Source organism: Glycocaulis sp., assembly GCF_052168375.1.
Classification (GTDB): domain Bacteria; phylum Pseudomonadota; class Alphaproteobacteria; order Caulobacterales; family Maricaulaceae; genus Glycocaulis.
Map to the genome: position 1 here is coordinate 1 of NZ_JBQLZR010000084.1, position 21,851 is coordinate 21,851.

The 21,851-nt window shown below is 64.7% G+C and carries 21 protein-coding genes; 17 read left to right on the forward strand and 4 right to left on the reverse strand.

Annotated elements, in window-relative coordinates; translation table 11 throughout:
- The 5 genes from ACTS2Z_RS03150 to dprA form a co-directional block, all read left to right on the forward strand.
- Positions 1-877, forward strand: an 877-nt coding sequence (locus ACTS2Z_RS03150) for an AEC family transporter (protein WP_442571778.1), incomplete at its 5' end; no start/stop codon positions are given.
- A 64-nt stretch (positions 878-941) separates the two neighbouring features.
- On the forward strand, positions 942-1,904 hold the full coding sequence (locus tag ACTS2Z_RS03155) for an aspartate carbamoyltransferase catalytic subunit (protein WP_442571779.1): 963 nt from the start codon (positions 942-944) through the stop codon (positions 1,902-1,904).
- Positions 1,901-3,184: a dihydroorotase gene (locus ACTS2Z_RS03160; RefSeq protein WP_442571780.1), complete on the forward strand. Its 1,284-nt coding sequence runs from the start codon at positions 1,901-1,903 to the stop codon at positions 3,182-3,184. Before ACTS2Z_RS03155 ends, ACTS2Z_RS03160 begins: the two co-directional genes overlap by 4 nt.
- A gap of 4 nt (positions 3,185-3,188) precedes the next feature.
- Positions 3,189-3,788 (forward strand): glycerol-3-phosphate 1-O-acyltransferase PlsY, encoded by a 600-nt coding sequence (gene plsY / locus ACTS2Z_RS03165; protein ID WP_442571781.1) that lies wholly within the window; start codon positions 3,189-3,191, stop codon positions 3,786-3,788.
- Positions 3,785-4,894 carry a DNA-processing protein DprA gene (gene dprA / locus ACTS2Z_RS03170; protein ID WP_442571782.1) on the forward strand — a complete coding sequence of 370 codons (1,110 nt, stop codon included), beginning with the start codon at positions 3,785-3,787 and terminating at the stop codon, positions 4,892-4,894. The genes plsY and dprA overlap by 4 nt, the downstream gene beginning before the upstream one ends.
- Here dprA and ACTS2Z_RS03175 read toward each other — a convergent pair.
- Positions 4,883-5,086, reverse strand: coding sequence for a hypothetical protein (locus tag ACTS2Z_RS03175; RefSeq protein WP_442571783.1), 204 nt, complete (start codon positions 5,084-5,086; stop codon positions 4,883-4,885). The two genes, dprA and ACTS2Z_RS03175, sit on opposite strands and share 12 nt — an antisense overlap.
- A gap of 195 nt (positions 5,087-5,281) precedes the next feature.
- Here ACTS2Z_RS03175 and topA point away from each other — a divergent pair, with 195 nt between their 5' ends.
- The 6 genes from topA (at position 5,282) to rpmG (ending at position 12,966) form a co-directional block, all read left to right on the forward strand.
- Positions 5,282-7,903: a type I DNA topoisomerase gene (gene topA / locus ACTS2Z_RS03180; RefSeq protein ID WP_442571784.1), complete on the forward strand. Its 2,622-nt coding sequence runs from the start codon at positions 5,282-5,284 to the stop codon at positions 7,901-7,903.
- Positions 7,900-10,152: a ribonuclease R gene (gene rnr, locus ACTS2Z_RS03185; RefSeq protein ID WP_442571785.1), complete on the forward strand. Its 2,253-nt coding sequence runs from the start codon at positions 7,900-7,902 to the stop codon at positions 10,150-10,152. The genes topA and rnr overlap by 4 nt, the downstream gene beginning before the upstream one ends.
- A gap of 15 nt (positions 10,153-10,167) precedes the next feature.
- Positions 10,168-10,893, forward strand: coding sequence for an NUDIX domain-containing protein (locus ACTS2Z_RS03190; protein WP_442571786.1), 726 nt, complete (start codon positions 10,168-10,170; stop codon positions 10,891-10,893).
- Entirely contained in the window at positions 10,890-11,519 is a 630-nt protein-coding gene (locus ACTS2Z_RS03195; RefSeq protein ID WP_442571787.1) for a hypothetical protein, read from the forward strand. The genes ACTS2Z_RS03190 and ACTS2Z_RS03195 overlap by 4 nt, the downstream gene beginning before the upstream one ends.
- Before the next feature lie 10 nt (positions 11,520-11,529).
- On the forward strand, positions 11,530-12,696 hold the full coding sequence (locus ACTS2Z_RS03200) for an MFS transporter (protein WP_442571788.1): 1,167 nt from the start codon (positions 11,530-11,532) through the stop codon (positions 12,694-12,696).
- 102 nt (positions 12,697-12,798) lie between these two features.
- Positions 12,799-12,966 carry a 50S ribosomal protein L33 gene (gene rpmG, locus ACTS2Z_RS03205; RefSeq protein WP_009800672.1) on the forward strand — a complete coding sequence of 56 codons (168 nt, stop codon included), beginning with the start codon at positions 12,799-12,801 and terminating at the stop codon, positions 12,964-12,966.
- 49 nt (positions 12,967-13,015) lie between these two features.
- Here rpmG and ACTS2Z_RS03210 read toward each other — a convergent pair whose 3' ends face one another.
- Positions 13,016-14,377, reverse strand: coding sequence for a PleD family two-component system response regulator (locus ACTS2Z_RS03210; RefSeq protein ID WP_442571789.1), 1,362 nt, complete (start codon positions 14,375-14,377; stop codon positions 13,016-13,018).
- A 15-nt stretch (positions 14,378-14,392) separates the two neighbouring features.
- Positions 14,393-14,758, reverse strand: a complete 366-nt coding sequence (locus ACTS2Z_RS03215) for a response regulator (protein ID WP_442571790.1) — start codon at positions 14,756-14,758, stop codon at positions 14,393-14,395.
- A gap of 223 nt (positions 14,759-14,981) precedes the next feature.
- Between ACTS2Z_RS03215 and ACTS2Z_RS03220 the strand changes: the two genes are divergently transcribed.
- From ACTS2Z_RS03220 to ACTS2Z_RS03245, 6 genes are all read left to right on the forward strand, one after another.
- On the forward strand, positions 14,982-15,893 hold the full coding sequence (locus ACTS2Z_RS03220) for an ROK family protein (protein ID WP_442571791.1): 912 nt from the start codon (positions 14,982-14,984) through the stop codon (positions 15,891-15,893).
- Positions 15,890-17,140: a DNA polymerase IV gene (locus ACTS2Z_RS03225; protein WP_442571792.1), complete on the forward strand. Its 1,251-nt coding sequence runs from the start codon at positions 15,890-15,892 to the stop codon at positions 17,138-17,140. Before ACTS2Z_RS03220 ends, ACTS2Z_RS03225 begins: the two co-directional genes overlap by 4 nt.
- A 64-nt stretch (positions 17,141-17,204) precedes the next feature.
- Complete coding sequence (locus ACTS2Z_RS03230) at positions 17,205-17,786, forward strand: DNA-3-methyladenine glycosylase I (RefSeq protein WP_442571793.1); 582 nt, start codon at positions 17,205-17,207, stop codon at positions 17,784-17,786.
- The gene (locus ACTS2Z_RS03235; protein WP_442571794.1) at positions 17,783-18,004 is read left to right on the forward strand and encodes a hypothetical protein; all 222 of its coding nucleotides are present in this window, start codon (positions 17,783-17,785) and stop codon (positions 18,002-18,004) included. Before ACTS2Z_RS03230 ends, ACTS2Z_RS03235 begins: the two co-directional genes overlap by 4 nt.
- A gap of 160 nt (positions 18,005-18,164) precedes the next feature.
- The gene (locus tag ACTS2Z_RS03240) at positions 18,165-19,310 is read left to right on the forward strand and encodes a beta-ketoacyl-ACP synthase III (RefSeq protein ID WP_442571795.1); all 1,146 of its coding nucleotides are present in this window, start codon (positions 18,165-18,167) and stop codon (positions 19,308-19,310) included.
- Positions 19,311-20,381: a hypothetical protein gene (locus ACTS2Z_RS03245; protein ID WP_442571796.1), complete on the forward strand. Its 1,071-nt coding sequence runs from the start codon at positions 19,311-19,313 to the stop codon at positions 20,379-20,381.
- A gap of 88 nt (positions 20,382-20,469) precedes the next feature.
- Here ACTS2Z_RS03245 and ACTS2Z_RS03250 read toward each other — a convergent pair.
- Positions 20,470-21,851: ammonium transporter (locus ACTS2Z_RS03250; RefSeq protein WP_442571797.1), on the reverse strand; the 1,382-nt coding region annotated here is incomplete at its 5' end.

Consider the following 21,851-nt stretch of genomic DNA (forward strand, 5'->3'; position numbering starts at 1 on the left):
CTTGCGGCGGTGGCAGGTCATCCCCGACGGCCAATGGCGCGGCATCAACCTGTTGAACTACCGCGTCCTGCTGCCCTGCGTGCTGTTTGTCACCATTGCGCGCGCCGACCTTATGCAGGCAGGCGCCCTGCCCGTCCTTGCCGTATCGGCCGGCGGCATCCTCCTCGGCCTTGTCCTGTCGCTAGGCGTTGCCCGCCTGATGAAGGCGAGCGCGCGGGAAACCGCGGCGCTGGTCGCCGTGTGCTGCGTCTGGAATGTGGTGCTCTTCTTTACCCTGGCGGACCGCTTGCAGGGTGAAGCCTCGCTGCAATGGACAGGCACCATCGCCGCGCCGTCTCTTGTGCTGGCCACCATAATCATCGTGCTGGCGTTCGCAGGCTCGCGCGATGGCGGCATGAGGAAAGCGCTGCCCGCACTGATGCGCGATCCAGTGCTGATCGCCTGCCTGCTAGCGGTTGCCGTCGCACTCATCGCGTCAATCCTGCCGCCCGTCCTGCCTGCCGTGCTGGTGGAAACATTGCTCTCCCCGCTTGATCTTGCAGGCTATGGCTCGCTGGCACTTGTGCTGATCTGCATGGGCGCCGGCCTCGACTTTGCGGCCCTGAAGGGCCGCATCCGGCTTCTTTTCAGCGCTGCCTTGATAAGGTCGCTCGCCGTTCCGGTAGCGGTGCTGCTGGCGGCCGGGTTCATCGGCGTCGATGCCGGTGCTCAGACCCTGCTGGTGCTGGCACTTGGCGGACCGTCAGCCGCCTTCGTCTATGCCGTCGCGACCGAGTTTGACGGCGAGACGGGCCTTACGGCGGGCATGATCACGCTTACCGTGCTGGCCAGCGCGATTGCTCTGCCCATCCTCACCGCGCTGACGCTTTTGGGCTAGGAACGCTTGCCGCGCGCGCCACACACCACTATACCGCGCAACCGCATCAGCAGCGGAGCCATGCATGGGACAGGGTGATTACAGCTACACCTTCCCCCATCGCGGACTGTTGGCGGCTTCCGCTCTCAACCGCGTTGATCTCGAAATCATTTTCGATAGCGCCCGCACCCATTTGCTGCGCAATCGCGAGACCGACAAGAAGCATGCGAGCCTCAAGGGCCTGACGGTCATCAACCTCTTCTTTGAGGCTTCCACACGGACGCTTGCCAGCTTCGAGATTGCCGCAAAGCGCCTCGGGGCCGATGTGGTCAATTTCTCCGCTGGAAATGCTTCACTGAAGAAAGGCGAGAGCCTCGCCGACACGGCCTACACGCTGGCGGCGATGCGCCCTGACCTGCTGGTCGTGCGCCATCAAAGCCCCGGCGCGGCAGCCTTCTTCCAGCAGACGACCGGTGTTTCTACTCTCAATGCCGGCGACGGTGCCAATGAGCACCCGACGCAGGCCTTGCTGGACCTCTTTACCCTGACCGAGCAGCTGGGCGATGTGGGCGGCAAGCGCATCGCGATCATTGGCGACATCCTGCATTCGCGCGTCGCGCGTTCCAATGTCGCCCTGCTGTCCCTGATGAATGCCGATATTCGCCTGTGCGGTCCGGCAAGCCTGCTGCCCGCCGATGCTGACCGTTGGGGCGCAACCGTCTTTCATTCGGTCGAAGCTGCGGTGGAGGGCTGCGACGCGGTCATGGTGCTGCGCCTTCAGCGCGAGCGGATGAGCGCCGGCCTCATCCCCTCTGCACGCGAGTACGCAGCCCTTTACGGCCTTGATCACAACCGTCTGGCACTCGCAAACGAGGGCTGCATCGTCATGCATCCAGGCCCGATGAATCGCGGGATCGAGATCACTTCGGCCCTCGCCGACGACACGGACATCTCCCTGATCCTCGATCAGGTGGAGGCCGGTGTGGCCATCCGCATGGCGATGCTGGAGCTTCTCGCCGGTCGTGGGATGCAGGAGATCCGGCCATGAGCGGCGCCCTCTTCATCGCCAATGCCCGCCTGATCGATCCGGCAAGCGGCATGGACCGCGAAGGCGATGTACGCATCGCGCGCGGCCTCATCGATGCTCTGGGCACCGGCCTGTCGCCTGAAGCCGATGACACGGTGATCGAGGCTGACGGCGCGGTGCTCGCCCCGGCCCTCATCGATATTGGCGCGCGCGCCAGCGAGCCGGGCCGCTCCGGGATTGAAAGCCTAGATGCGACTGTGCGGACGGCGGCAGCGGCCGGTGTGGGCACGCTGGTCCTCTCGGCCTCAAGCGGTTCAGGCCTGATCCGGCCGGAAGACATGGACTGGATCAGCTATCGCGCCCTGCAAGCGCCCGTCCGGCTGATGGGCGCGGCACGCACGCATACCTCATCTGGTGACATGGCCGAGATCGGCCTGATGTTGCGCGCGGGCGCGGCGATGGTTTCCAGTGGCGGCGACATCCTTGCCGACACGCGCTTCCTGCGAAACCTGCTGAGCTATGCCAGCACGTTCGATGCGCTAGTGGGCCTCAGCCCGGAAGACATTCATCTGAGCGCCGGTACGGTAGCCCATGAAAGCGCCATGGCCGTGCGTCTTGGCCTCTCCACCCGGCCCGGACTCTCCGAGCGCATCGGCGTCGAACGCCTCGCAGTTCTGGCCGAACTGACGGGTGCCCGCATCATGGTCGAGGAAATCAGCACCGCCGACGGCATCGAAGCCGTGCGCGCCGCGCGAAAGCGCGGCCTCGACATGACAGCCAGCACGCCGCTTACCCACCTTATTTTCAATGAGGTCGATACCGGCAATCTCGATCCGGCCTACCGCCTTGAGCCGCCCCTGCGCAGCGAGGAAGACCGTCAGGCCTTGCTCGCCGGCATCGCAGAAGGGCTCATCGATGTGATCGCCTCGGCCCACACTCCCGTGGCGCTGGAAGCCAAAGCCAACCCGTTCTCCGACGCAGCGCCAGGCTCGGCGAACCTTGAAGCCCTGATCCCGGTCCTGTGCACGCTGGATGCAGACGGCCAGTTGCCGCTGATGGCAGGCCTCAAGGCGCTTACCGCCAACCCGGCAGAGCTTCTGGGCCTGCCGCAAGGGCGGCTTGTCGAAGGCACTCCGGCAGACCTCGTCCTGTTTGCGCCTGACATGCCCAATGTCTATGGCCGCGAGGGGCTGGAAAGCCCCGCGCCGACCGCGTTTGCGGGCCGCCGCCTTCAGGGCCGGGTATTGATGAGCGTGGTCGACGGGGCCATGGTGTATGCCCGTCCGGGTTTCGCGGAGTAGACCCTTGCCAGCCGAACTTCTCCTGATCCTAGCCGCAATTGGCGGCTATCTGCTCGGCTCCATCCCCTTTGGCCTTGTGCTGGTAAAGCTCGCCGGCCTGGGCGATATCCGCAGCGTCGGCTCCGGCAATATCGGCGCGACCAACGTGCTGCGCACGGGCCGCAAAGATCTCGCACTTGCCACTTTGGTGCTCGATAGCGGCAAGGCCGGTATCGCTGCGCTGGTTTTCACTCTGGCCGTGTCGCCGACCGCCGGACTGATCGCAGGCGGAGCGGCATTCCTCGGCCATTGCTTCCCGGTCTGGCTGGGATTCAAGGGGGGCAAGGGCGTCGCGACATTTCTCGGCGTGCTGCTGGCCGTGCTCTGGCCGGTCGGCCTGCTGGTCTGCGCGACCTGGCTCGGCATGGCTCTCGTATTACGGATTTCTTCGCTGAGCGCGCTGACGGCTTCTGCCGCTGCGCCGGCTCTGGCACTGGCCTTCGGGCGTCCCGACGTCGCCGTGCTGGCGCTCTTCCTCGCAGCCCTTCTCTGGTGGCGACACAAGGACAATATCGCCCGCCTCCTGCGCGGTGAGGAGCCGCATATCGGAGCGAAGAAGGGGTGAAGCGCACGACGCTCAGCCCCGCCGGTCGTACCGCCTGGCTGAGACTGGCCCGCACGCGCGGGGTTGGACCTGTTACCTTCAACGAGCTGATCAAGCGCTTCCGCACCGCCGAGGCTGCTCTGGATGCCCTGCCAGACCTTGCGCGCAAGGGCGGTCGTACAACCGCCCTCGTCCCTGCTTCACGCGATGAAGCCGAGGCCGAGCAGGACTGGCTTGACCGTATCGGTGCCCGCCTTTTGTGCGCGTGCGAGCCGGACTTTCCAGACGGGCTTGCTGTCCTTGATCCGCCGCCGCCTGTCATCACGACGCTCGGACCGCTGGACCTCTCTGACCGCGCCGCCTGTGCGATGGTCGGTGCCCGCAGCGCATCCGGCGTCGGCCTGCGCTTTGCCGGCCAGCTTGCGGGCGGGCTGGGCCAGCATGGCGTCATCGTGGTCTCCGGCCTCGCCCGCGGCATAGACGGCGCAGCGCACGCCGCCAGCCTTGAGACTGGGACCGTGGCAGTTCTGGCAGGTGGCCTGACGAGCATTTACCCGCCCGAACATCGCGATCTTCACGCCGCCATAGCAGAGCAGGGCCTGCTCATCAGCGAATCGCCGCCCGGCTATTCCCCGCAGGCGCGTGACTTTCCGCGCCGCAACCGTCTGATTTCTGGCCTCTCACTGGGCGTGGTGGTCGTCGAGGCTGCCGAGCGCTCCGGTTCGCTCATCACTGCGCGCTATGCGCTGGAACAGGGCCGCGAGGTCATGGCCGTGCCCGGCTCTCCGCTTGATCCCCGCGCGAAAGGAACGAACCGGCTCCTGCGCGAAGGCGCGGCCCTGATCGAAAGCGTAGAGGATGTCATTGCCATCCTCTCCGGGCTCAAGCGCGCCTCGGTCGGAGAGAGCGGGCGCGATGGGTATGAAGACGATCCGGACGAATCGGGTGCTACAGACGCCGTTCGCGAGCGCGTCGCGGCCCTGCTTTCGCCCTCGCCCATTTCGCGCGACGAGCTGGTGCGCCTGAGCGGCGCGCCTGCCCGTATCGTGCTTGCGGCTCTTGTTGAGCTGGAACTGGCCGGGCGCTGTGAGATCGATCCCGGCGGCAGTGTACGCCTAGCCTGCTGAGCGCGCCCGGGCTGGCGTGCGGCCTGAACTTTCGGCCAGCACCACTTCCAGCGCGCCATCTATGGCCGCTTTCGAGCGATTGAGGTCAGCGGCATCTGCCAGCGCTGACATGGATCGCAAAAGGTCGACGAGATAGTCAGCGACCAGGCTGGAGGAGGCACCGGCAGGCAAGTGGGAGGAATCATGCGTCATGGGAGGGGAACCCGTCTGAACTGCTTGCGCTCACTGTGCCGCATTTTCCTTAAAGTGCAATAAATATAATATACACGCTTTGCGTGTGTGACGCTCGTGTGAAACAAGGCTGTGTTGACTTGAACGGGAAGCGCCCCCACTTTCGCGCGCCGGGCGGCCAGCCTCTCCTTCACGAAAAAGGGCGTATCGCATTTCATGACAGTCGTCGTCGTTGAGTCGCCTGCCAAGGCCAAGACCATCAACAAATATCTCGGCAAGGATTTCGTCGTGCTGGCCAGTTTCGGCCATGTGCGCGACCTGCCTGCAAAGGATGGCTCGGTCCGCCCCGACGAGGACTTCGCGATGGAGTGGGAGGTCGATGCCCGCGCCGCGCCGAAGGTGAAGGCCATCGCCGATGCGCTAAAGGACCATGACACGCTGATCCTCGCCACCGACCCGGACAGGGAAGGCGAAGCGATCTCCTGGCACTTGCTTGAAGCGCTGACCAAGCGCCGCGCGCTGAAGGACAAGGCTGTCCGCCGCGTCGCCTTCAACGCCATTACGAAGAATGCCGTGCAGGACGCCATGGCCAATCCGCGCGATGTGGATATGGAGCTGGTCGAGGCGTATCTCGCCCGGCGCGCGCTGGATTATCTTGTAGGCTTCACCCTGTCGCCGGTCCTCTGGCGAAAGCTGCCCGGCGCCCGTTCTGCCGGCCGCGTGCAATCCGTAGCGCTGCGCCTGATCACCGAGCGCGAAGGCGAGATCGAGCGCTTCACGCCGCAGGAATACTGGTCTGTCGAGGCCGATGTCACGGCTGACGGCTCGGACCCGTTCCGGGCGCGCTTGTCCCAGTTCGACGGCAAGAAGATCACCCGCCTAACGATCGGCGACGAAAAGACGGCCCGCGCTGCCGAGACGGCGGTGAAAGCGGCGAGCTTCACGATTGCTGCGGTCGAGGCCAAGCCGACAAAGCGCAATCCCCCGCCGCCCTTCACCACCTCGACGCTGCAGCAGGAAGCCTCGCGCAAGCTCGGCTTCGACGCCGCGCGCACCATGCGTGTCGCCCAGCGCCTGTATGAAGGTATCGATATTGGCGGCGAGACGACCGGCCTCATCACCTATATGCGGACAGATGGCGTTTCCATGGACGGCAGCGCGGTGAACCAGGCCCGCAAGGCCATTGGCGAGCGATATGGCGACGAATACGTGCCGGATGTGCCGCGTGCCTATTCGTCCAAGGCCAAGAACGCCCAGGAAGCCCACGAGGCCATCCGCCCGACCAGCTTCCTGCGCCACCCCTCTTCCTTGCGCCTCGAATCCGATCAGGCCCGCCTTTACGAGCTGATCTGGAAGCGCGCTGTCGCAAGCCAAATGGAAAGCGCCCGGCTGGAACGAACCACAATCGATCTTGAAGCCGATGGCGGCAAGCTCGCCTTGCGGGCAACCGGCTCGGTCATCACGTTCGATGGCTTCTTTGCGCTCTATCGCGAAGGCCTGGACGACGATGCGGACGAAGACGGCGAAGCCCGCCTGCCTGCCGTGAAGCAGGGTTCCGGCGCAAAAGCCGCCCAGACCTTCACCGAGCAGCACTTTACCCAGCCGCCGCCGCGCTACACCGAGGCCACGCTGGTCAAGAAGATGGAAGAGCTCGGCATTGGCCGCCCCTCCACCTATGCCTCGGTCCTCTCGGTCCTGCGCGACCGCGACTATGTGCGCATGGAAGACAAGCGCTTTGTCCCTGAAGACAAGGGCCGCGTCGTCATCGCCTTCCTGGAAAACTTCTTCACCCGCTATGTCGAGTACGACTTCACGGCGGATCTGGAAGACCAGCTCGACAAGGTGTCGGCGGGCGAGATGCCCTACAAGGAATTGCTGCGCCGGTTCTGGGAGCATTTCTCCGCCAATGTCGAAGGCATTGCAGACTTGCGCGTCGGTCAGGTCATCGATGCGATGAACGAGGCGCTGGCGCCGCTTATCTTTCCGCCCCGCGAGGACGGCAAGGACGCCCGGCTCTGCCCCTCCTGCAATGAAGGAACGCTCTCGCTGCGCCTTGGCAAGCACGGCGCGTTCGTCGGATGCTCCAACTATCCCGATTGCCGCTTCACCCGTCCGCTTGGCGGCGGCGAAGCGCAGTCCGTCATCGAGGGTGATGGCGAGATCGGCACTCACCCAGAGCATGGCGAAACAATCTATCTGAAAGATGGCCGTTTCGGCCCTTATCTGGAAATGAAGCTGGCGGGTGAGGACAAGCCGCGCCGCTCCTCCCTGCCCAAGGGCTGGGACCCGGCTTCGCTGACCCTCGAAAAGGCGGTCATGCTGATCGACCTGCCGCGACAGGTCGGGCCGCACCCCGATGATGGCGAGATGATCGAGGCCGGGCTTGGCCGCTACGGCCCCTTCGTCAAGCATGGCCGCACCTATGCCAACCTTCCCTCCATCGACGAGGTTTTCGAGATCGGCATCAACCGCGCCGTGACCCTGATCGAGGACAAGAAAGCCAATGGCGGGCGCGGACGTGCTGCCGCGGCAGCGCCGCTGAAAGAACTTGGCGAGCACCCCGATGGCGGGCCGATACAGGTCATGGCCGGGCGCTACGGGCCTTACGTCAAATGGGAAAAGGTCAATGCCACCCTGCCCAAGGACATCACGCCGGAAAACGTGACGCTGGAACAGGCCGTGGAACTGATCACCGCCAAGGCCGGTTCTGCCAAGGGCAAGCGCAAGGCCCCGGCGAAGAAGGCAGCGCCGAAGAAAGCCGGCGCGAAAAAGCCAGCCGCCAAAAAGGCGCCGGCGAAGTCGAAAACCGCCACGAAGGCGAAAGCGAGCGGTAAGTGAGCCGGGACAACGATCCTTTCACGACAGGCGGGTTTACCCGCGAGGCAGTGCTGGAAGCGATCCGGCTGGGCGAAGGGCGGTTCACCAAGCGTGAAATCGCCCGTTCCCTCTCGCTCAAGGGCGATGCAAAGATTGCGCTGAAATCAGCACTGAAAGTGCTGGAGACCGAAGGCGCCATTACCCGGACTGGCCAGAAATCCTATGTCATCCGGGGCGGCTTGCCGCCGGTGACAGTCGTCGAAGTGGTCGACCGTGATGTCGACGGTGAGCTGATCTGCCGACCAGTTCGCATGGATGGCGATGCGCCGATCATTCGCCTCGCGCCCGGACAGGGCACAGGCGGCAAGCGGGAAAGCGCGCTGGGCGTGGGCGACAAGTTTCTCGCCCGCCTGGAACGCGAAGGCGATGAATACTACGCGACCGTCATGCGCAAGCTTGGCCGCTCGGCGCACCGCATCCTGTGCGTCTATCGCGAGACCGGGCGTGGCGGCGCACGCCTCGTCCCCGTTGACCGTCGTACCAAGCACGAACTGCTCCCGGCCAAGGGGGAAGGCACGGGCGCGAAGGATGGCGACCTCGTCATGGTGCGTCTTGCCTCTGAGCGTGCCCATGGCCTGAAAACCGGCGTTATCGAGGAAGTGCTCGGCAGTGCCGACAGCCCGCGCGCCGGTTCTGTGATCGCTCTGGCAGAACATAGCATTCCGCAAGGCTTTGCCGACGCGGAAGAAAAGGAAGTGCGCGCGATCAAGCCGGTGACGGCGAAGGACCGCGAGGACCTGACAGGCATCCCGCTCATCACCATCGACCCCGCTGACGCCAAGGACCATGACGACGCTGTCTGGGCCGCGCCTGACGAAGACCCGGCCAACAAGGATGGCTGGGTGGTCATTGTCGCCATTGCCGATGTCGCGGCCTATGTGCAGGGCGGCTCCGCGCTCGACAAGGGCGCCCGCAAGCGCGGCGTATCGGTTTACCTGCCCGACCGCGTGGTCCCGATGCTGCCCGAGCGCCTGTCCAACGATTTGTGCTCCCTGCGCGAGGGGGAGAACCGCCCCTGCCTTGCCGTGCGCATGGTCTTTGACCGCAACGGCAACAAGCGCGCCCACCGCTTCCTGCGCGGGTGGATGCGCTCGGCTGCAAAGCTCTCCTATGAAGAGGCGCAGGCCGCCATTGACGGGCGCGGCACCGGCAAGGCCGAAACGCTGAAGAAACACGTGCTGGAGCCGCTCTGGGGCGCCTATGCCGCCTTGCAGAAAGCCCGCGCGATCCGCGAACCGCTGGAGATTGATGCGCCCGAACGCAAGGTGCGCATTGGCGAGGACGGCTCGGTCATCGCGGTGGAAACCCGCGAGCGCTTTGATGCGCACAAGCTGATCGAAGAAATGATGATCCAGGCCAACGTGGCCGCCGCCGAAGCGCTGGAGGCGGCGCGCACGCCCCTCATCTACCGGGTCCATGACGAGCCGGGTTCAGAGAAGATCGAAGCCCTGTCCGACTTCCTGCCGACAGTGGGCCTGAGCTGGGCGCGCGGTGAACGTCTGACCACGAAGCGCTTCAATCAGGTACTGGAGCGCGCCAAGGGCGGCCCGCACTACGAGACGGTTAACGAGGTCGTCCTGCGCAGCCAGTCACAGGCCATCTACGATACCCGCAATCTGGGCCATTTCGGCTTGAACCTCGATAAATACGCCCACTTCACCTCGCCGATCCGGCGTTATGCCGACCTGACTGTTCACAGGGCACTGATCCAGGCCTTCAAGCTGGGCCGCGACGGCACGACGGACGAGGAACGCGCCTCCCTGCAGGTGATCGCCGAGGAGACAACCTCGAACGAACGCCGGGCCATGGCTGCCGAACGCGACGCAACTGACCGGTTCATTGCAGGCTATCTCGCCGACCGTGTGGGCGCAGAGTTTGAAGGCCGCATTACCGGCGTCACACGCTTTGGCGCCTTCATCCGGCTGACCGAAACGGGCGCGGACGCGCTGTGCCCGGTGTCGCGCCTCGGCCGGGAATACTTCCACCACGATCCCGCCTCCCATGCGCTGATCGGCGAGAATACCGGTGCCACCTACCGCCTCGGCATGAGCGTGCATGTGCGATTGAACGAGGCAACACCGGTGACGGGTGGGCTGCTGGTGGACATACTGACCCCGCCCGAACCGGGCAGAAAGCCGATGGGCCGCCGCAAGGGCGGACGCCCGCCGGCAGGCCGGGACAGGGCCAACAAATCCAGACGGCGGCGGTAGAGACGAAAAAGACAAGTGGCCAGGACTAACCCTTTCGACCCGACACGCCATTCGGAAGGCAATGAACGCCCCGGCGTGAAGCCGCACCCCTCGGTGCGCAAGCCCGCCCTTGCCGCCTCGCTGATACTCACTCGCCAACGCGCCAATGGCACGACCGAGATTCTGTTCGGGCGGCGCTCGGGCGATCACGTCTTCATGCCACGCAAGTATGTATTTCCCGGAGGACGGGTTGACCGGGCAGACGGCTATGCGCCGCTCGCCAGCGAACCGGCCGGGCCGGTGCGCGAAGTGCTGACGCGCTGCATGACCGAACGCCGTGCACGCGCCGCCGCGGCGGCGGCAATCCGCGAAACGGCAGAGGAAACGGGGCTACTCATCGGCGAAAGCGGCACGATTTCCCGCCCCCGCCCGGCCTGGCAGCCCTTTGCCGCCGCCGGTCTTGCACCCGCAGCCGCTCCGCTGGATCTGGTGGCCAGAGCCATCACCCCGCCAGGCCGCCCGCGCCGGTTTGATGCCTGGTTCTTCCGTGCGCCCGAAGAGGCCGTCGCCGCCCGCGCCGATGCGTTCACCGCAAGCGAGCTGGAAGATGTGCGCTGGGTGCCACTGGAGGAAACCGGCTCGCTGGACCTGCCGATCATCACCCGCTTCGTGCTGGCAGAGCTTGCCGGCCACATGAAAGGCCCTGCCCCGGTCCGCTGCGCCCGCGTGACGCCGAAAGGCCCGCGCGTCGACCCGCTATGACGGGCAATTCACCCGCACGCCCCCGGGCCGCTGCCGCTCTCTTTGTCGTCGACACAGCTGCCGGCCTTTTCGCCCTGCCTGCCTTGCCCGATGCCTTGCCGCTGGCCTTTGCACCGGTGACCCGTGCCAGCGCTGTTCCTGCAGGAGCACCCGCCGACATACCCGCCCGGCATCTTGGAGTACGCAGCCTGCCAGCCGACGCCTTTACCGATGCGGCCCTGAGTGCCGCCCACGCCCGGCTCGGCCTGCTTTTTGCTGCGCCCGCCCTGAACGCAATGGACGCCCCGGCGCGCGCCGGTCTATGGGGCCGGGCAGCCCGCCACGCCCTCGCCCCGGACCGGCAGGGCCTGAGCTATCTGGGCCGCAGTGTCTTTAGCCAGCCTGACGGTTCACGCTGGCATGTTCGCCTGTTCGCAATAGCGCGCGCCCACGCTGTCCAGGCGCTGTTTCCCTCAACGCCGGGCGGCCGGGCCGTCTGGGTCAGCGAAGCGGAGCTGGAATCGCGCCTGCGCCAGCCGGAACTTGAAGCCTTCGCTGCACTCGCCCGCGAGGCGGCATCCGGCATGCCAATAAAGCCGCTCCATGTGCGAAATCAGGCGGGACGCCTGCAACTGACCGGGCTATAGACTGCGCCTCATGGCGCTATCCTTCCTCATCGCTGACACGCATGCCCGTACCCGCTCACTGGTGGTCGCGATAATGTGCGGCGGCCTTGCCGGATGCGGGTTCGGCCTGCTGATGCCGCTTATCTCGCTCAATCTGGAAGCCATGACAGGTTCAGGCGCCCTGGCAGGTGCCAATGCGGCGGCCGCTGCGCTGGCGATGATTCTCGCCACCCCCTTCATCCCCGGCTTCTTCTCGCGCATTGCGCCGCGTGTGCTCCTGGCGGGGAGCCTTGCCCTGATTGCAGGCGGCATCCTGCTCTTTCCGGCTTTGCGCGAAGTGTGGGTGTGGTTTGCCACACGTTTCGTCATCGGCATTGCGGTGACGATCGTCTTCATAGCCAGCGAGACCTGGATCAACCAGCTCGCCCGGCCCGAACGGCGCGCCTCCCTGCTGGCCGTCTATGCGACGGTCCTCTCGGCCGGGTTCGGCTCCGGGGGGCTTTTGCTGGCATTTCTGGGATCGGAAGGCTGGGCGCCCTGGATCGCGGCGGCCACGATTTACGCGCTCGGCGTCCTGCCCGTTGTCTTCCTGCGCGGCCCGGAACTGATAGCCCCGGACAAGGACGAAGGCAGCCCTCGTGCCATGCTGACAACCGCGCGGCTGGCTCCGGCGGCCATTCTCGCCGGCTTTCTTTTCGGGGCGCTGGAAAACAGCTTCTTTGCGCTGATGCCGGTTTATGGCGACCGCATCGGCCTGACCACCATGATGGTCGGCCTTCTGATGACGACCGGAGCGCTGGGCGCGCTGTGCCTGCAAATCCCGATTGGCAATTTCGCCGACCGTGCAGGCCGGATGCGCACGCTTGCTCTGATCACGGGCGGGGCGGTGACCATCCCGCTTCTCATCATTGCCTCAAGCGGGTTCGGGTTTGCCCTCTTCCCGCTCATCTTCCTCTATGTCGGGCTCGCCAGCGCCTTCTACACGGTGGGCCTGTCGGTCATCGGGGAAAGGGTCAGCGCCGGCCAGCTTGCCGCCGCCAATGCCGCCTTCATCTTCGCCTATGGATCAGGTTCGCTGATCGGTCCGCCGCTCGGCGGCCTCGCCATGGACTGGATCGATCCGCACGGCTTCCTGCTGGCCCTGTCGCTGGTGGCCGCGATCTACCTGCCCATGGCATTGAAGAGCTGGCGGCGCTGAACGCATCAGCGCCATTGACACCCTAGCGAACATGCGTATTTTCGCGCGCTCGCGAAGCGTCCGGTCAGTCCGGATGCGGCTACCCAATTTCAGGTGAGTGACATGGCCAAGCCGACAACCATCAAGATCCGCCTCAATTCGACGGCTGGCACGGGTTACTTCTACGTGACCAAGAAGAACGCGCGCACCATGACCGAGAAACTCGTGCTGAAGAAGTACGATCCGGTCGCCCGCAAGCACGTGGAATTCAAGGAAGGCAAGATCAAGTAGATCTGCCCCTGCCACCACTGACAGGCTCATGACAAAGGCCGCGTGATCCTCACGCGGCCTTTTTCTGTGCCACCATGACCTGATTGCGCCCTTGGGCCTTGGCCTGATAAAGCGCCGCATCGGCGCGCGCGATCAGGCGTTCGGGCGTGTCGCCGTGCATGATCTCGGCAACGCCCGCACTCGTCGTGGCATCAACGGAAATCCCGGCGCTGGCAATGCGGAAGGGTGTCCGGGCAATCGCTGCACGCACCCGTTCTGCCGCCTCCATCGCCTCGCGCTCGGACGCGCCGGACAGGACCACCATGAATTCCTCGCCGCCATGGCGCCCGGCAATGTCAAGGGCACGAAGCTGGCTGTTCATCCGCTCGGTAAAGGCACGCAGCACCTCGTCACCGGCCTGATGACCCCACGTGTCGTTGATGCGCTTGAAATGATCGATATCGAACAGGATGACCGACACCGTTTCCGCGCTGGATTCCCAGGCATCAATCGCCTGACGCAGGCGCGAGCCCATATAGCGGCGGTTATAGAGCCCGGTGAGCGGATCAATGACCGCCATCTCCAGGCTCTCCTCCAGCCGCTCGCGTAATTGCTCGGCGTAGCGCTTGCGCTTGAGCTGGGTATTCAGACGCGCTGCCAGCTCGCCCGGATCGACAGGGCGCGTCACCACATCGCTGACACCCAGATCAAGCGCGCGGACCATGTCCTGCGGCGTATCGGGATCAACCACGCAGATGATCGGCGTATGGCGCGTGATCGCGTCGGAGCGGATACGCGCGCAGACACGCAGCGCATCGAACTTTGCGGTGGCCAGATCAATGAGGACCAGTTCGGCACCGGCCCGCGCAGCCTTCACCACCCCGGCAGGGTCGCCGATGGGCCGCGGCGCAAAGCCGCCGGGCAGCTTGCCGGACAGGCGCTCGGCAGCAACATCGTCGCCGGCAGCCACGATGACGATGGCCGGACCTTCAAGGTCACTATCCTCGACGCCGGATTCGGCCAGTGCGCCTTCATGGCGCAAGCGCAGCTCGTCGAGTACTTCCTTCAGACGCAGCAGCGAGCGCACGCGCGCAAACAGTGCCACATCATTGACCGGCTTTGTGAGAAACTCGTCAGCGCCCGCTTCGAGGCCCTTCACACGGTCCTCGCGCTGGTCCAGCGCGGTCACCATGACGACCGGGATATGGCGGGTGGCGGCATCGGCTTTCAGCCGGCGGCAGGTCTCGAACCCGTCCATGCCGGGCATCATCACGTCCAGCAGGATGAGGTCGGGCATCGTGTCGCGGGCCTTTTCCAGGCACTCCGCGCCGGACGCTGCCAGTACCACATCAAAATATTCGGCTGACAGGCGCGCTTCAAGCAGGCGCCGGTTGGTCTCGATATCATCGACGACGAGGATGCGCGCACTCATGGGCGTGGAGCCTCCCTAGCCGATGAATTTGCGGATGGTTTCGATGAAGCTCGTCACCGTGATCGGCTTGGAGAGATACCCCTCGCAGCCGCCCTCGCGGATACGTTCTTCATCCCCCTTCATGGCAAAGGCCGTGACGGCAACGACGGGAATGCCCGAAAGCTCCTCATCGCTCTTGAGCCATTTGGTGACGTCCAGCCCGGACACTTCCGGCAACTGGATATCCATCAGGATCAGATCGGGTCGGTGTTCGCGGGCAATATCGATCGCCTTGAGCCCCTCGCGCGTTTGCAAGGTCTCGTAGCCGTGAGCCTCGAGCAGATCATGAAAAAGCTTCATGTTCAGCTCGTTATCTTCGACGATAAGAACTTTCTTGGACATGACCTGCAGCATGGCGACCGCGCGCTTTCCCCGTTTGCCCCGCCTTTGGCGTGGGCGATTGACCATCCGGGGGAGAGTAAACCCTACTTTCCTTAATCAACGATGAGTCGGGCGCTAGGAACCCGGTAAGGAACAAGATAAGAACACCGGGAAACCCAGCCTGGCAAGGCTTTGCCGGGCCGGGCAAAAACACGCAGAGGCTGCTGCAGGCGGGAAAGGGCGCATGATCCGCATAGGCGTTGATCTGGGCGGCACGAAAATCGAAGCCGCAGCGCTGGACGCAGAAGGGGCGATTCTGGCCCGCCAGCGCACGGCCTCGTCGAAAAACTATGTCGGGATGATCGAATCGATTCGCGATCTTGTCGCCGCGATCCGCCAGCAAACCGGCGCAGGCCCGGTCACGATCGGCGTCGGCCATCCCGGTTCGATCAATCCCCGCACCGGCCTTGTTCGCAATGCCAACTCCTCGCAACTGAACGGCCACGCCCTCGACCGCGACCTTGAGGCCGCTCTGGGACAGAGCGTGCGCTGCGCCAACGACGCAAACTGCTTTGCCCTGTCCGAGGCCGTCGATGGCGCAGGTGCAGGCGAACATTGTGTCTTCGGCGTCATCGCCGGCACCGGGGTCGGCGGCGGTATCGTCATTAATGGCAGGCTGCATGAAGGTGGCGGTCTGATTGCCGGCGAATGGGGCCACACCGCCCTGCCCCGCCCGTCTGCCGACGAAGTCCCCGGCCCAGATTGCGGATGTGGACGCCAGGGCTGTGTGGAAAGCTGGTGCTCCGGACCCGCGCTGGCCCGTGATCATGAACGCATGACCGGCGAGGCACTCTCCGCCGATGCCATTGCCGCAAGGGCCGCTGGCGGAGACGTCCAAACGCGCGCCAGCCTTGAACGCCATGCCGGCCGGCTGGCCCGCTCACTCTCGACAATCGTCAACGTGCTTGACCCGGATGTCATCGTGCTCGGCGGCGGCCTGTCGAACCTGCCGGGGCTTGCAGCCGATCTGCAAGCGCGCCTCGCCCCGCATGTCTTCTCCGACGAGATGCGCACCCGCGTGGTGGTGAACCGGCATGGCGATTCGTCCGGCGTACGCGGCGCAGCCTGGCTGTGGCCGCTGGAACAACGGCCATGACCGGCTATTGCCGGTCATGCCTGGCGCCTGCAGAGCCGCCACGTTGTGGCGCGTGTGGTTCGCGCAAGGTCTTTGCCCACGACGAACTCGACACCCTCTCCATTGCCCACATCGATTGCGATGCCTTCTACGCCTCGATCGAGAAGCGCGATGATCCCTCGCTCGCCGACAAACCGGTCATCATCGGGGGCGGACGGCGCGGCGTGGTGGCGACCGCCTGCTATGTGGCACGCCTGCACGGCGTGCGCTCGGCCATGCCCATGTTCAAGGCGCTCAAAGCCTGTCCCGATGCGGTCGTCATCCGCCCGCGCATGAGCCTCTACGCCGCAGAAGGCAAGCGCATCCGCGAGATGATGGAGGACGTGACGCCAGCGGTAGAACCGCTATCCATCGACGAGGCCTTCCTTGATCTCACCGGCACTCAGCGCCTGCATGGTCAGCCGCCTGCCGTCACGCTGATGAAGCTGGCGGCCCGGATCAAGGCGGAGGTGGGCGTCACCGTTTCGGTTGGCCTCAGCTACAACAAGTTTCTCGCCAAGACCGCCTCCGAACTCGACAAGCCGGACGGGTTTTCCGTGATCGGTCGGGCCGAGGCGGTAGACTTCCTGCGCCCGCGCCCGGTTCAGAGCGTCTTCGGCGTCGGCCCGGCCTTTGCCGCCACACTCAACCGCGACGGGTTGAGGACGCTGGGCGATGTCATCGCCAGAGGCGAAGACGCACTTGTACGCCGCCACGGCCCTTCAGGCGCACGCCTGTGGCGGTTGGCCCAGGGCATCGACAACCGCCCTGTTGCCCGTGACGGCGAACGCAAAAGCGTGTCGGCAGAAACCACCTTCTTCGATGATGTGGGGCGCCATGACGTACTGGAAAAGCGCCTCTGGCCGCTGTGTGTAAAGGTGGCTGACCGGATGAAGGCGCAAGGCATTGCCGGACGCGTCGTCACGCTGAAACTGAAGACCGCCTCCTTTCGCTCGCTGACACGGCGCCGGACACTGACCCAGCCGGCGCAGCTTGCCGACACACTCTTCCGCGCGGGCCGCGACCTCCTGCGCGCCGAGGCGGAAGGACCGCTCTACCGCCTCATCGGCATCGGGTTCAGCGATCTGGAACCAGCCAGCGGCGATGCGCGCGACCTGCTGGATCCGGACGGGTTGAAGCGCGCCGCCGCCGAGCGTGCCATGGACAAGGCCCGCGCCCGTTTCGGGCCGGCTGCCGTGATCAAGGGGCGGTCCCTGAAGGACGATTAGGATTTGTTCACTTGGCCGCAAGCCCAAGCGGTGCTTGGCTGACATAATCAAAGGGGAAGGCGGAATGATCCATCGCTGCGCATGGCCGGGTGAGGACCCGCTCTATATCGACTATCACGACACCGAATGGGGCGTGCCCGAACGCGATAGCGAGGCCCTGTTCGCCAAGCTGATCCTCGATGGCTTTCAGGCCGGCCTCAGCTGGATCACCATTCTGCGAAAGCGCGAGGCTTTTCTGGAAGCCTTTGACGGCTTCAATCCGGAAACGCTGGCGCGTTACGACGAGACCGACATTGCGCGCCTGTTGGCCAATCCCGGCATCATCCGCTCACGTGCCAAGATCGAGGCCGCTATCGGCAATGCGAAGGCCTATCTCGCCATGCGCGAGCGCGGTGTGGCCTTCAGCCCCTTCCTGTGGGATTTCGTCGATGACGAGCCGGTCCAGAACCGGTTCAGCGAACGCCATGCCGTACCCGCCGAGACACCGGCAAGCCAGGCGATGAGCAAGGCCCTGAAAAAGGAAGGCTTCAAGTTTTGCGGCCCGGTGATCGTCTATGCCTTCATGCAGGCAACCGGTATGGTCAACGACCATCTGGTCACCTGTTTTCGCCACGAGGAATGCGCAGCCCTGTCGAGGCCATCATGAAACGAACCGCCCTTGCCATCTTTGCCATTACCACTGCACTGACCGTGGCGGCCTGTGCCAACCGGCCGCCCGAGAACGCGCTGGACCGCGATTGCGAGATGGGCGGACGCCACGGGCCGAGCGGTATTCTGGAATATCAGTGCACCGATGGTGACGGCGTGATCCGCGAGCGGCCTGAGCCGATTCACCGTGTGATCAGCGGCGGCCGCAACGGCTGAGCCCATTGAAAGCCGCTCCGGTGTTGTGTGCATACCACATGCACGCCGGCGCGATTTGGGCTATTGCGGAGCCCCGTAGACGTCGCGACGGTCGACACTTGCGCCCGGTGAGGTCTAGGGTAAGCAACAATAAACGATCAGGAATCGTCCGGGGATTACGATGAGTGCAGCCGTCATTCGCGCCACAGGGCTGTGGACGCCGCCCCACTCCATATCCAATGAAGAGCTGGTTGCGGCCTATAATGCCTATGCCGAGCGCTATAATGCCGAACATGCCGGAGAGATCGAGCGCGGCGAGCTGGAAGCACTGACGCCTTCCTCGGCCGAATTCATCGAGAAAGCCTCCGGCATCAAGTCTCGCTATGTGGTAGAGAAGGACGGCGTTCTCGACATCACGCGGATGATGCCCAACATCCCCGAACGCTCCAATGACGAAGTCGCCATCCTTGCCGAGATCGGCGCGCACGCTGCCCGCGACGCGCTGGAGCGCGCCGGCCGCACGCCCGCCGATATTGACGGCATCATCGTTGCCGCCTCCAACATGCAGCGCGCCTATCCGGCCGTTGCCATCGAGGTGCAGATGGCGCTGGGCATGGAGCATGGCTTCGGCTTCGACATGAATGTCGCCTGCTCGTCCGCGACGTTTGGCATGCAGGCCGCCGCAGACATGATTGCCGCGGGCAATGCCCGCGCCATTCTGGTGGTCAGCCCGGAGATAACGTCCGGCCACCTCAACTGGCGCGACCGCGACAGCCACTTCATTTTCGGTGATGTGGCAACAGCCGTGCTGCTGGAGCGCGCGGAACTGGGCGAAGGCGGCTGGCGCATTATCGGCTCGCGCCTGAAAACGCAGTTCTCCAACAATATCCGCAATAATTTCGGCTTCCTGAACCGCACCGAACGCGCCACCGGCGACAACCGTCCCTTGCAGAACGGCTCGCCCAAGGATGACCGCCTCTTCGTTCAGGAAGGCCGCAAGGTGTTCAAGGAAGTCGTACCGATGGTATCGGACATGATCCGCGAGCACATGGACGATCTGGGCCTTCAGCCCGACGACATGAAGCGCGTCTGGCTGCACCAGGCCAATATCAACATGAACCTGATGATCGCCAGGAAGGTGTTCGGGCGCGAGGCCGGCGGCGAAGACGCGCCGACCATCCTTGATGAATACGCCAACACCTCGTCTGCGGGGTCCATCATCGCCTTCCACAAGCACTCCGAGGATCTCGGCTCGGGCGACAAGGGCGTCATCTGCTCGTTCGGCGCGGGCTATTCGGCAGGCACCGTCTTTGTGGAGAAGCTCTAGATGAACGTGGCTGGCGAGATCGATCTCGCCGCGCGGATTCTGGCCAAGACCAACGAATATCTCGACTTTCCCAGCGTCGTTGGCCACGAGACACCCTTTCTCGATCATCTCGCGCGCGATTTTGCGGGCCTCGGCTTTTCGCCGGAGCGCCATGCCAATCTGTGCGTGATCGACACCGGCAGGCCCGGACCGGTTTTCCTCGCCCATGTCGACCGGCACGGCGCGGTCATCGCGCCTGACGGAGCCGCCATCTATGCCGCCCATGCGGTAAAGAACGAAAAATATGGCGAGCAGGCCGTGGCGTCTGAAATCCTCGCTGCACGCGTCAATGAACGCTATGGCGGCGAAGAAGTCTTCGCCTATGACCGCAAGACTGGCGGGCGCCTCGCCTATGGCGATGTGTCGGGCGCACGACTTGATGGCGAAGGCCGCATCGTTCTCGACATTGCCGGCCTGCCCTCCTTGAGCCCCGGCACCCCGGTCAGCTTTGCCCGCGCGCTTGACCGTAGCGCCGGGGGGCAAGTGTCCGGCCAGCTCGATAATCCAGTGTCTGTCGCGGTCCTGCGTATCGCTGCAGAGCTGGGGCTGTCCGGCATCATCGTCTTTACTGCCGAGGAGGAGATTGGCCGCTCGGCGGCGCATTTCCTCGCCTGGGCCACGGCGCGTCTCAAGGCCCGCAAGGACGTGCTCGCACTCGATACCAGCCCGTTTGACGATTCTGCCGCCATGTTGGCTGGCGCCGTAATCCTGCGCCGCCGAGATGCCAGCGCCAGCTTCAACGAAACAATGGTGGAGCGGGTGGAGCGCGCAGCCGCAAAGGCCGGTGCGCCCATCATCTTCAAGGATGCCTTCATCGAGGCGGAGAATGCGGCGCGCGCCCGTCGCGGCCAGCCCCTCAAGGGCATCGGCATGACAGAGCTCGGCAAGATTGCCGCACAGTCCAAGGGCGAATTCACCGGCGCGAGCCTGCAAGTGCCCACGGTGAACTACCATTCCAATCAGGAGACCACCTCGCCGCGTGCGCTCGTAGCCATGCTCAAGACCGCCCTGGCGGTTTGCGAATGGAGCTGAGACTTCTGCGCACGCTGACAAAAAGAACCCCGCCAGTGAAAGCTGGCGGGGTTTTCAGTCAGGGAGGACTGGTAAAGCCGGATTGTCGTCAGGCGCTCTCGCCATGCAGCGCGATGTCGACACCGGTAACTTCGTATTCTTCCTCGATGCGCAGCTTCACGACGCGCCCGATGAGGAAGAGGATGACAAACGTGCCGATCGCACACCACGCAGCGGCGGCCAGCGCACCCCAGGTCTGCGTCCAGACCAAAAGCCAGTTGCCTTCAATCGCCCCTGCCGTGCCACCGATGGCGGAACTCGCGAACACGCCGGTCAGCACGGCGCCAGCAAAACCGGCAACGCCGTGCAGGCCGAACGCATCCAGGCTGTCATCGTATTTCAGCGCGGACTTGAGCGCAGTGACGGCAAAATAGGCCGCTATGGCACCGGCCGCGCCCAGCGCGAATGCCGCCTGCGGGCCGACAAAACCTGCCGCTGGCGTGATCGCCACCAGACCGGCAACCGCGCCGGAGGCCGCGCCCAGAACCGTTGGCTTGCCGCGTAGCACCCATTCCAGACCGCCCCAGACCAGAGCGGCAACGGCGGCAGCAATCTGGGTCACCAGGGCAGCATGGGCTGCCAGCGAATTGGCCGCCAGCGCCGAGCCGCCATTAAAGCCGAACCAGCCGACCCAGAGCAGGCCTGCACCGATCACCGTCAGCACGAGATTGTGCGGCGGGTGACCTTCCTTCGGCCAGCCCCGGCGTTTGCCCAGCATCAGGGCGAGGACCAGACCGGCCACGCCCGAATTGATGTGCACCACGGCGCCGCCGGCAAAATCGATGACGCCCGCCTGGTGCAGGAAGCCCCCGCCCCATACCCAGTGGGCCACCGGCGCATAGACCAGAAGCAGCCAGAGCGGGACAAAGATGACCCACGCCTTGAAGCTCATCCGCTCTGCCGCTGCGCCAGAAATGATCGCCACCGTAATGATGGCAAAGGTGAGCTGGAAGAGGATGAAAAGCGGCTCGGGAAGACCGCCCGTATCATTGTCCGGGGCAAGGCCAGCGAGGAAAAGCCGGTCAAAACCGCCAATGAAATCGCCATCCCCTGTCAGCGCGAGCGAGTAGCCTGCCAGCGCCCAGGTGACGGTCACCAGCACTGCGGCAGCGAGCGAATGCATCAGGGTCGACAACACGCTCGTCCGGCGCACCATGCCGCCATAGAACAGCGCCAGTCCCGGCACCGTCATCATCAGGACCAGCGCCGCGCCGGTCAGAATCCAGGCGATATCGCCTGCGGAGAAGGCAGCGTCTTCCATGTGCGGATTACCCCTTGGCCCAAAAACAGGGGGTGAGCCTGCGTCCGGCAGTGACGCCTTGTCAGCGCCCGCCCGCGTGCTGCGTTGCAGCAGCAGCCAGCCTGCCCGCTCGTTAAGCGCAGATGCCCGCAATTGCGGCAAGGCGGAGCCGCTGGCTCCGCCCGGCCACC

Coding starts and splice junctions, on each gene's coding strand:
- ACTS2Z_RS03245 (WP_442571796.1), top strand. CDS start 19,311: ATGAACGTGGCTGGCGAGATCGATCTCGCCGCGCGGATTCTGGCCAAG.
- ACTS2Z_RS03220 (WP_442571791.1), top strand. CDS start 14,982: ATGATCCGCATAGGCGTTGATCTGGGCGGCACGAAAATCGAAGCCGCA.
- ACTS2Z_RS03160 (WP_442571780.1), top strand. CDS start 1,901: ATGAGCGGCGCCCTCTTCATCGCCAATGCCCGCCTGATCGATCCGGCA.
- rpmG (WP_009800672.1), top strand. CDS start 12,799: ATGGCCAAGCCGACAACCATCAAGATCCGCCTCAATTCGACGGCTGGC.
- ACTS2Z_RS03240 (WP_442571795.1), top strand. CDS start 18,165: ATGAGTGCAGCCGTCATTCGCGCCACAGGGCTGTGGACGCCGCCCCAC.
- ACTS2Z_RS03230 (WP_442571793.1), top strand. CDS start 17,205: ATGATCCATCGCTGCGCATGGCCGGGTGAGGACCCGCTCTATATCGAC.
- ACTS2Z_RS03215 (WP_442571790.1), bottom strand. CDS start 14,758: ATGTCCAAGAAAGTTCTTATCGTCGAAGATAACGAGCTGAACATGAAG.
- ACTS2Z_RS03210 (WP_442571789.1), bottom strand. CDS start 14,377: ATGAGTGCGCGCATCCTCGTCGTCGATGATATCGAGACCAACCGGCGC.
- ACTS2Z_RS03225 (WP_442571792.1), top strand. CDS start 15,890: ATGACCGGCTATTGCCGGTCATGCCTGGCGCCTGCAGAGCCGCCACGT.
- topA (WP_442571784.1), top strand. CDS start 5,282: ATGACAGTCGTCGTCGTTGAGTCGCCTGCCAAGGCCAAGACCATCAAC.
- ACTS2Z_RS03235 (WP_442571794.1), top strand. CDS start 17,783: ATGAAACGAACCGCCCTTGCCATCTTTGCCATTACCACTGCACTGACC.
- ACTS2Z_RS03155 (WP_442571779.1), top strand. CDS start 942: ATGGGACAGGGTGATTACAGCTACACCTTCCCCCATCGCGGACTGTTG.
- ACTS2Z_RS03195 (WP_442571787.1), top strand. CDS start 10,890: ATGACGGGCAATTCACCCGCACGCCCCCGGGCCGCTGCCGCTCTCTTT.
- ACTS2Z_RS03200 (WP_442571788.1), top strand. CDS start 11,530: ATGGCGCTATCCTTCCTCATCGCTGACACGCATGCCCGTACCCGCTCA.
- ACTS2Z_RS03175 (WP_442571783.1), bottom strand. CDS start 5,086: ATGACGCATGATTCCTCCCACTTGCCTGCCGGTGCCTCCTCCAGCCTG.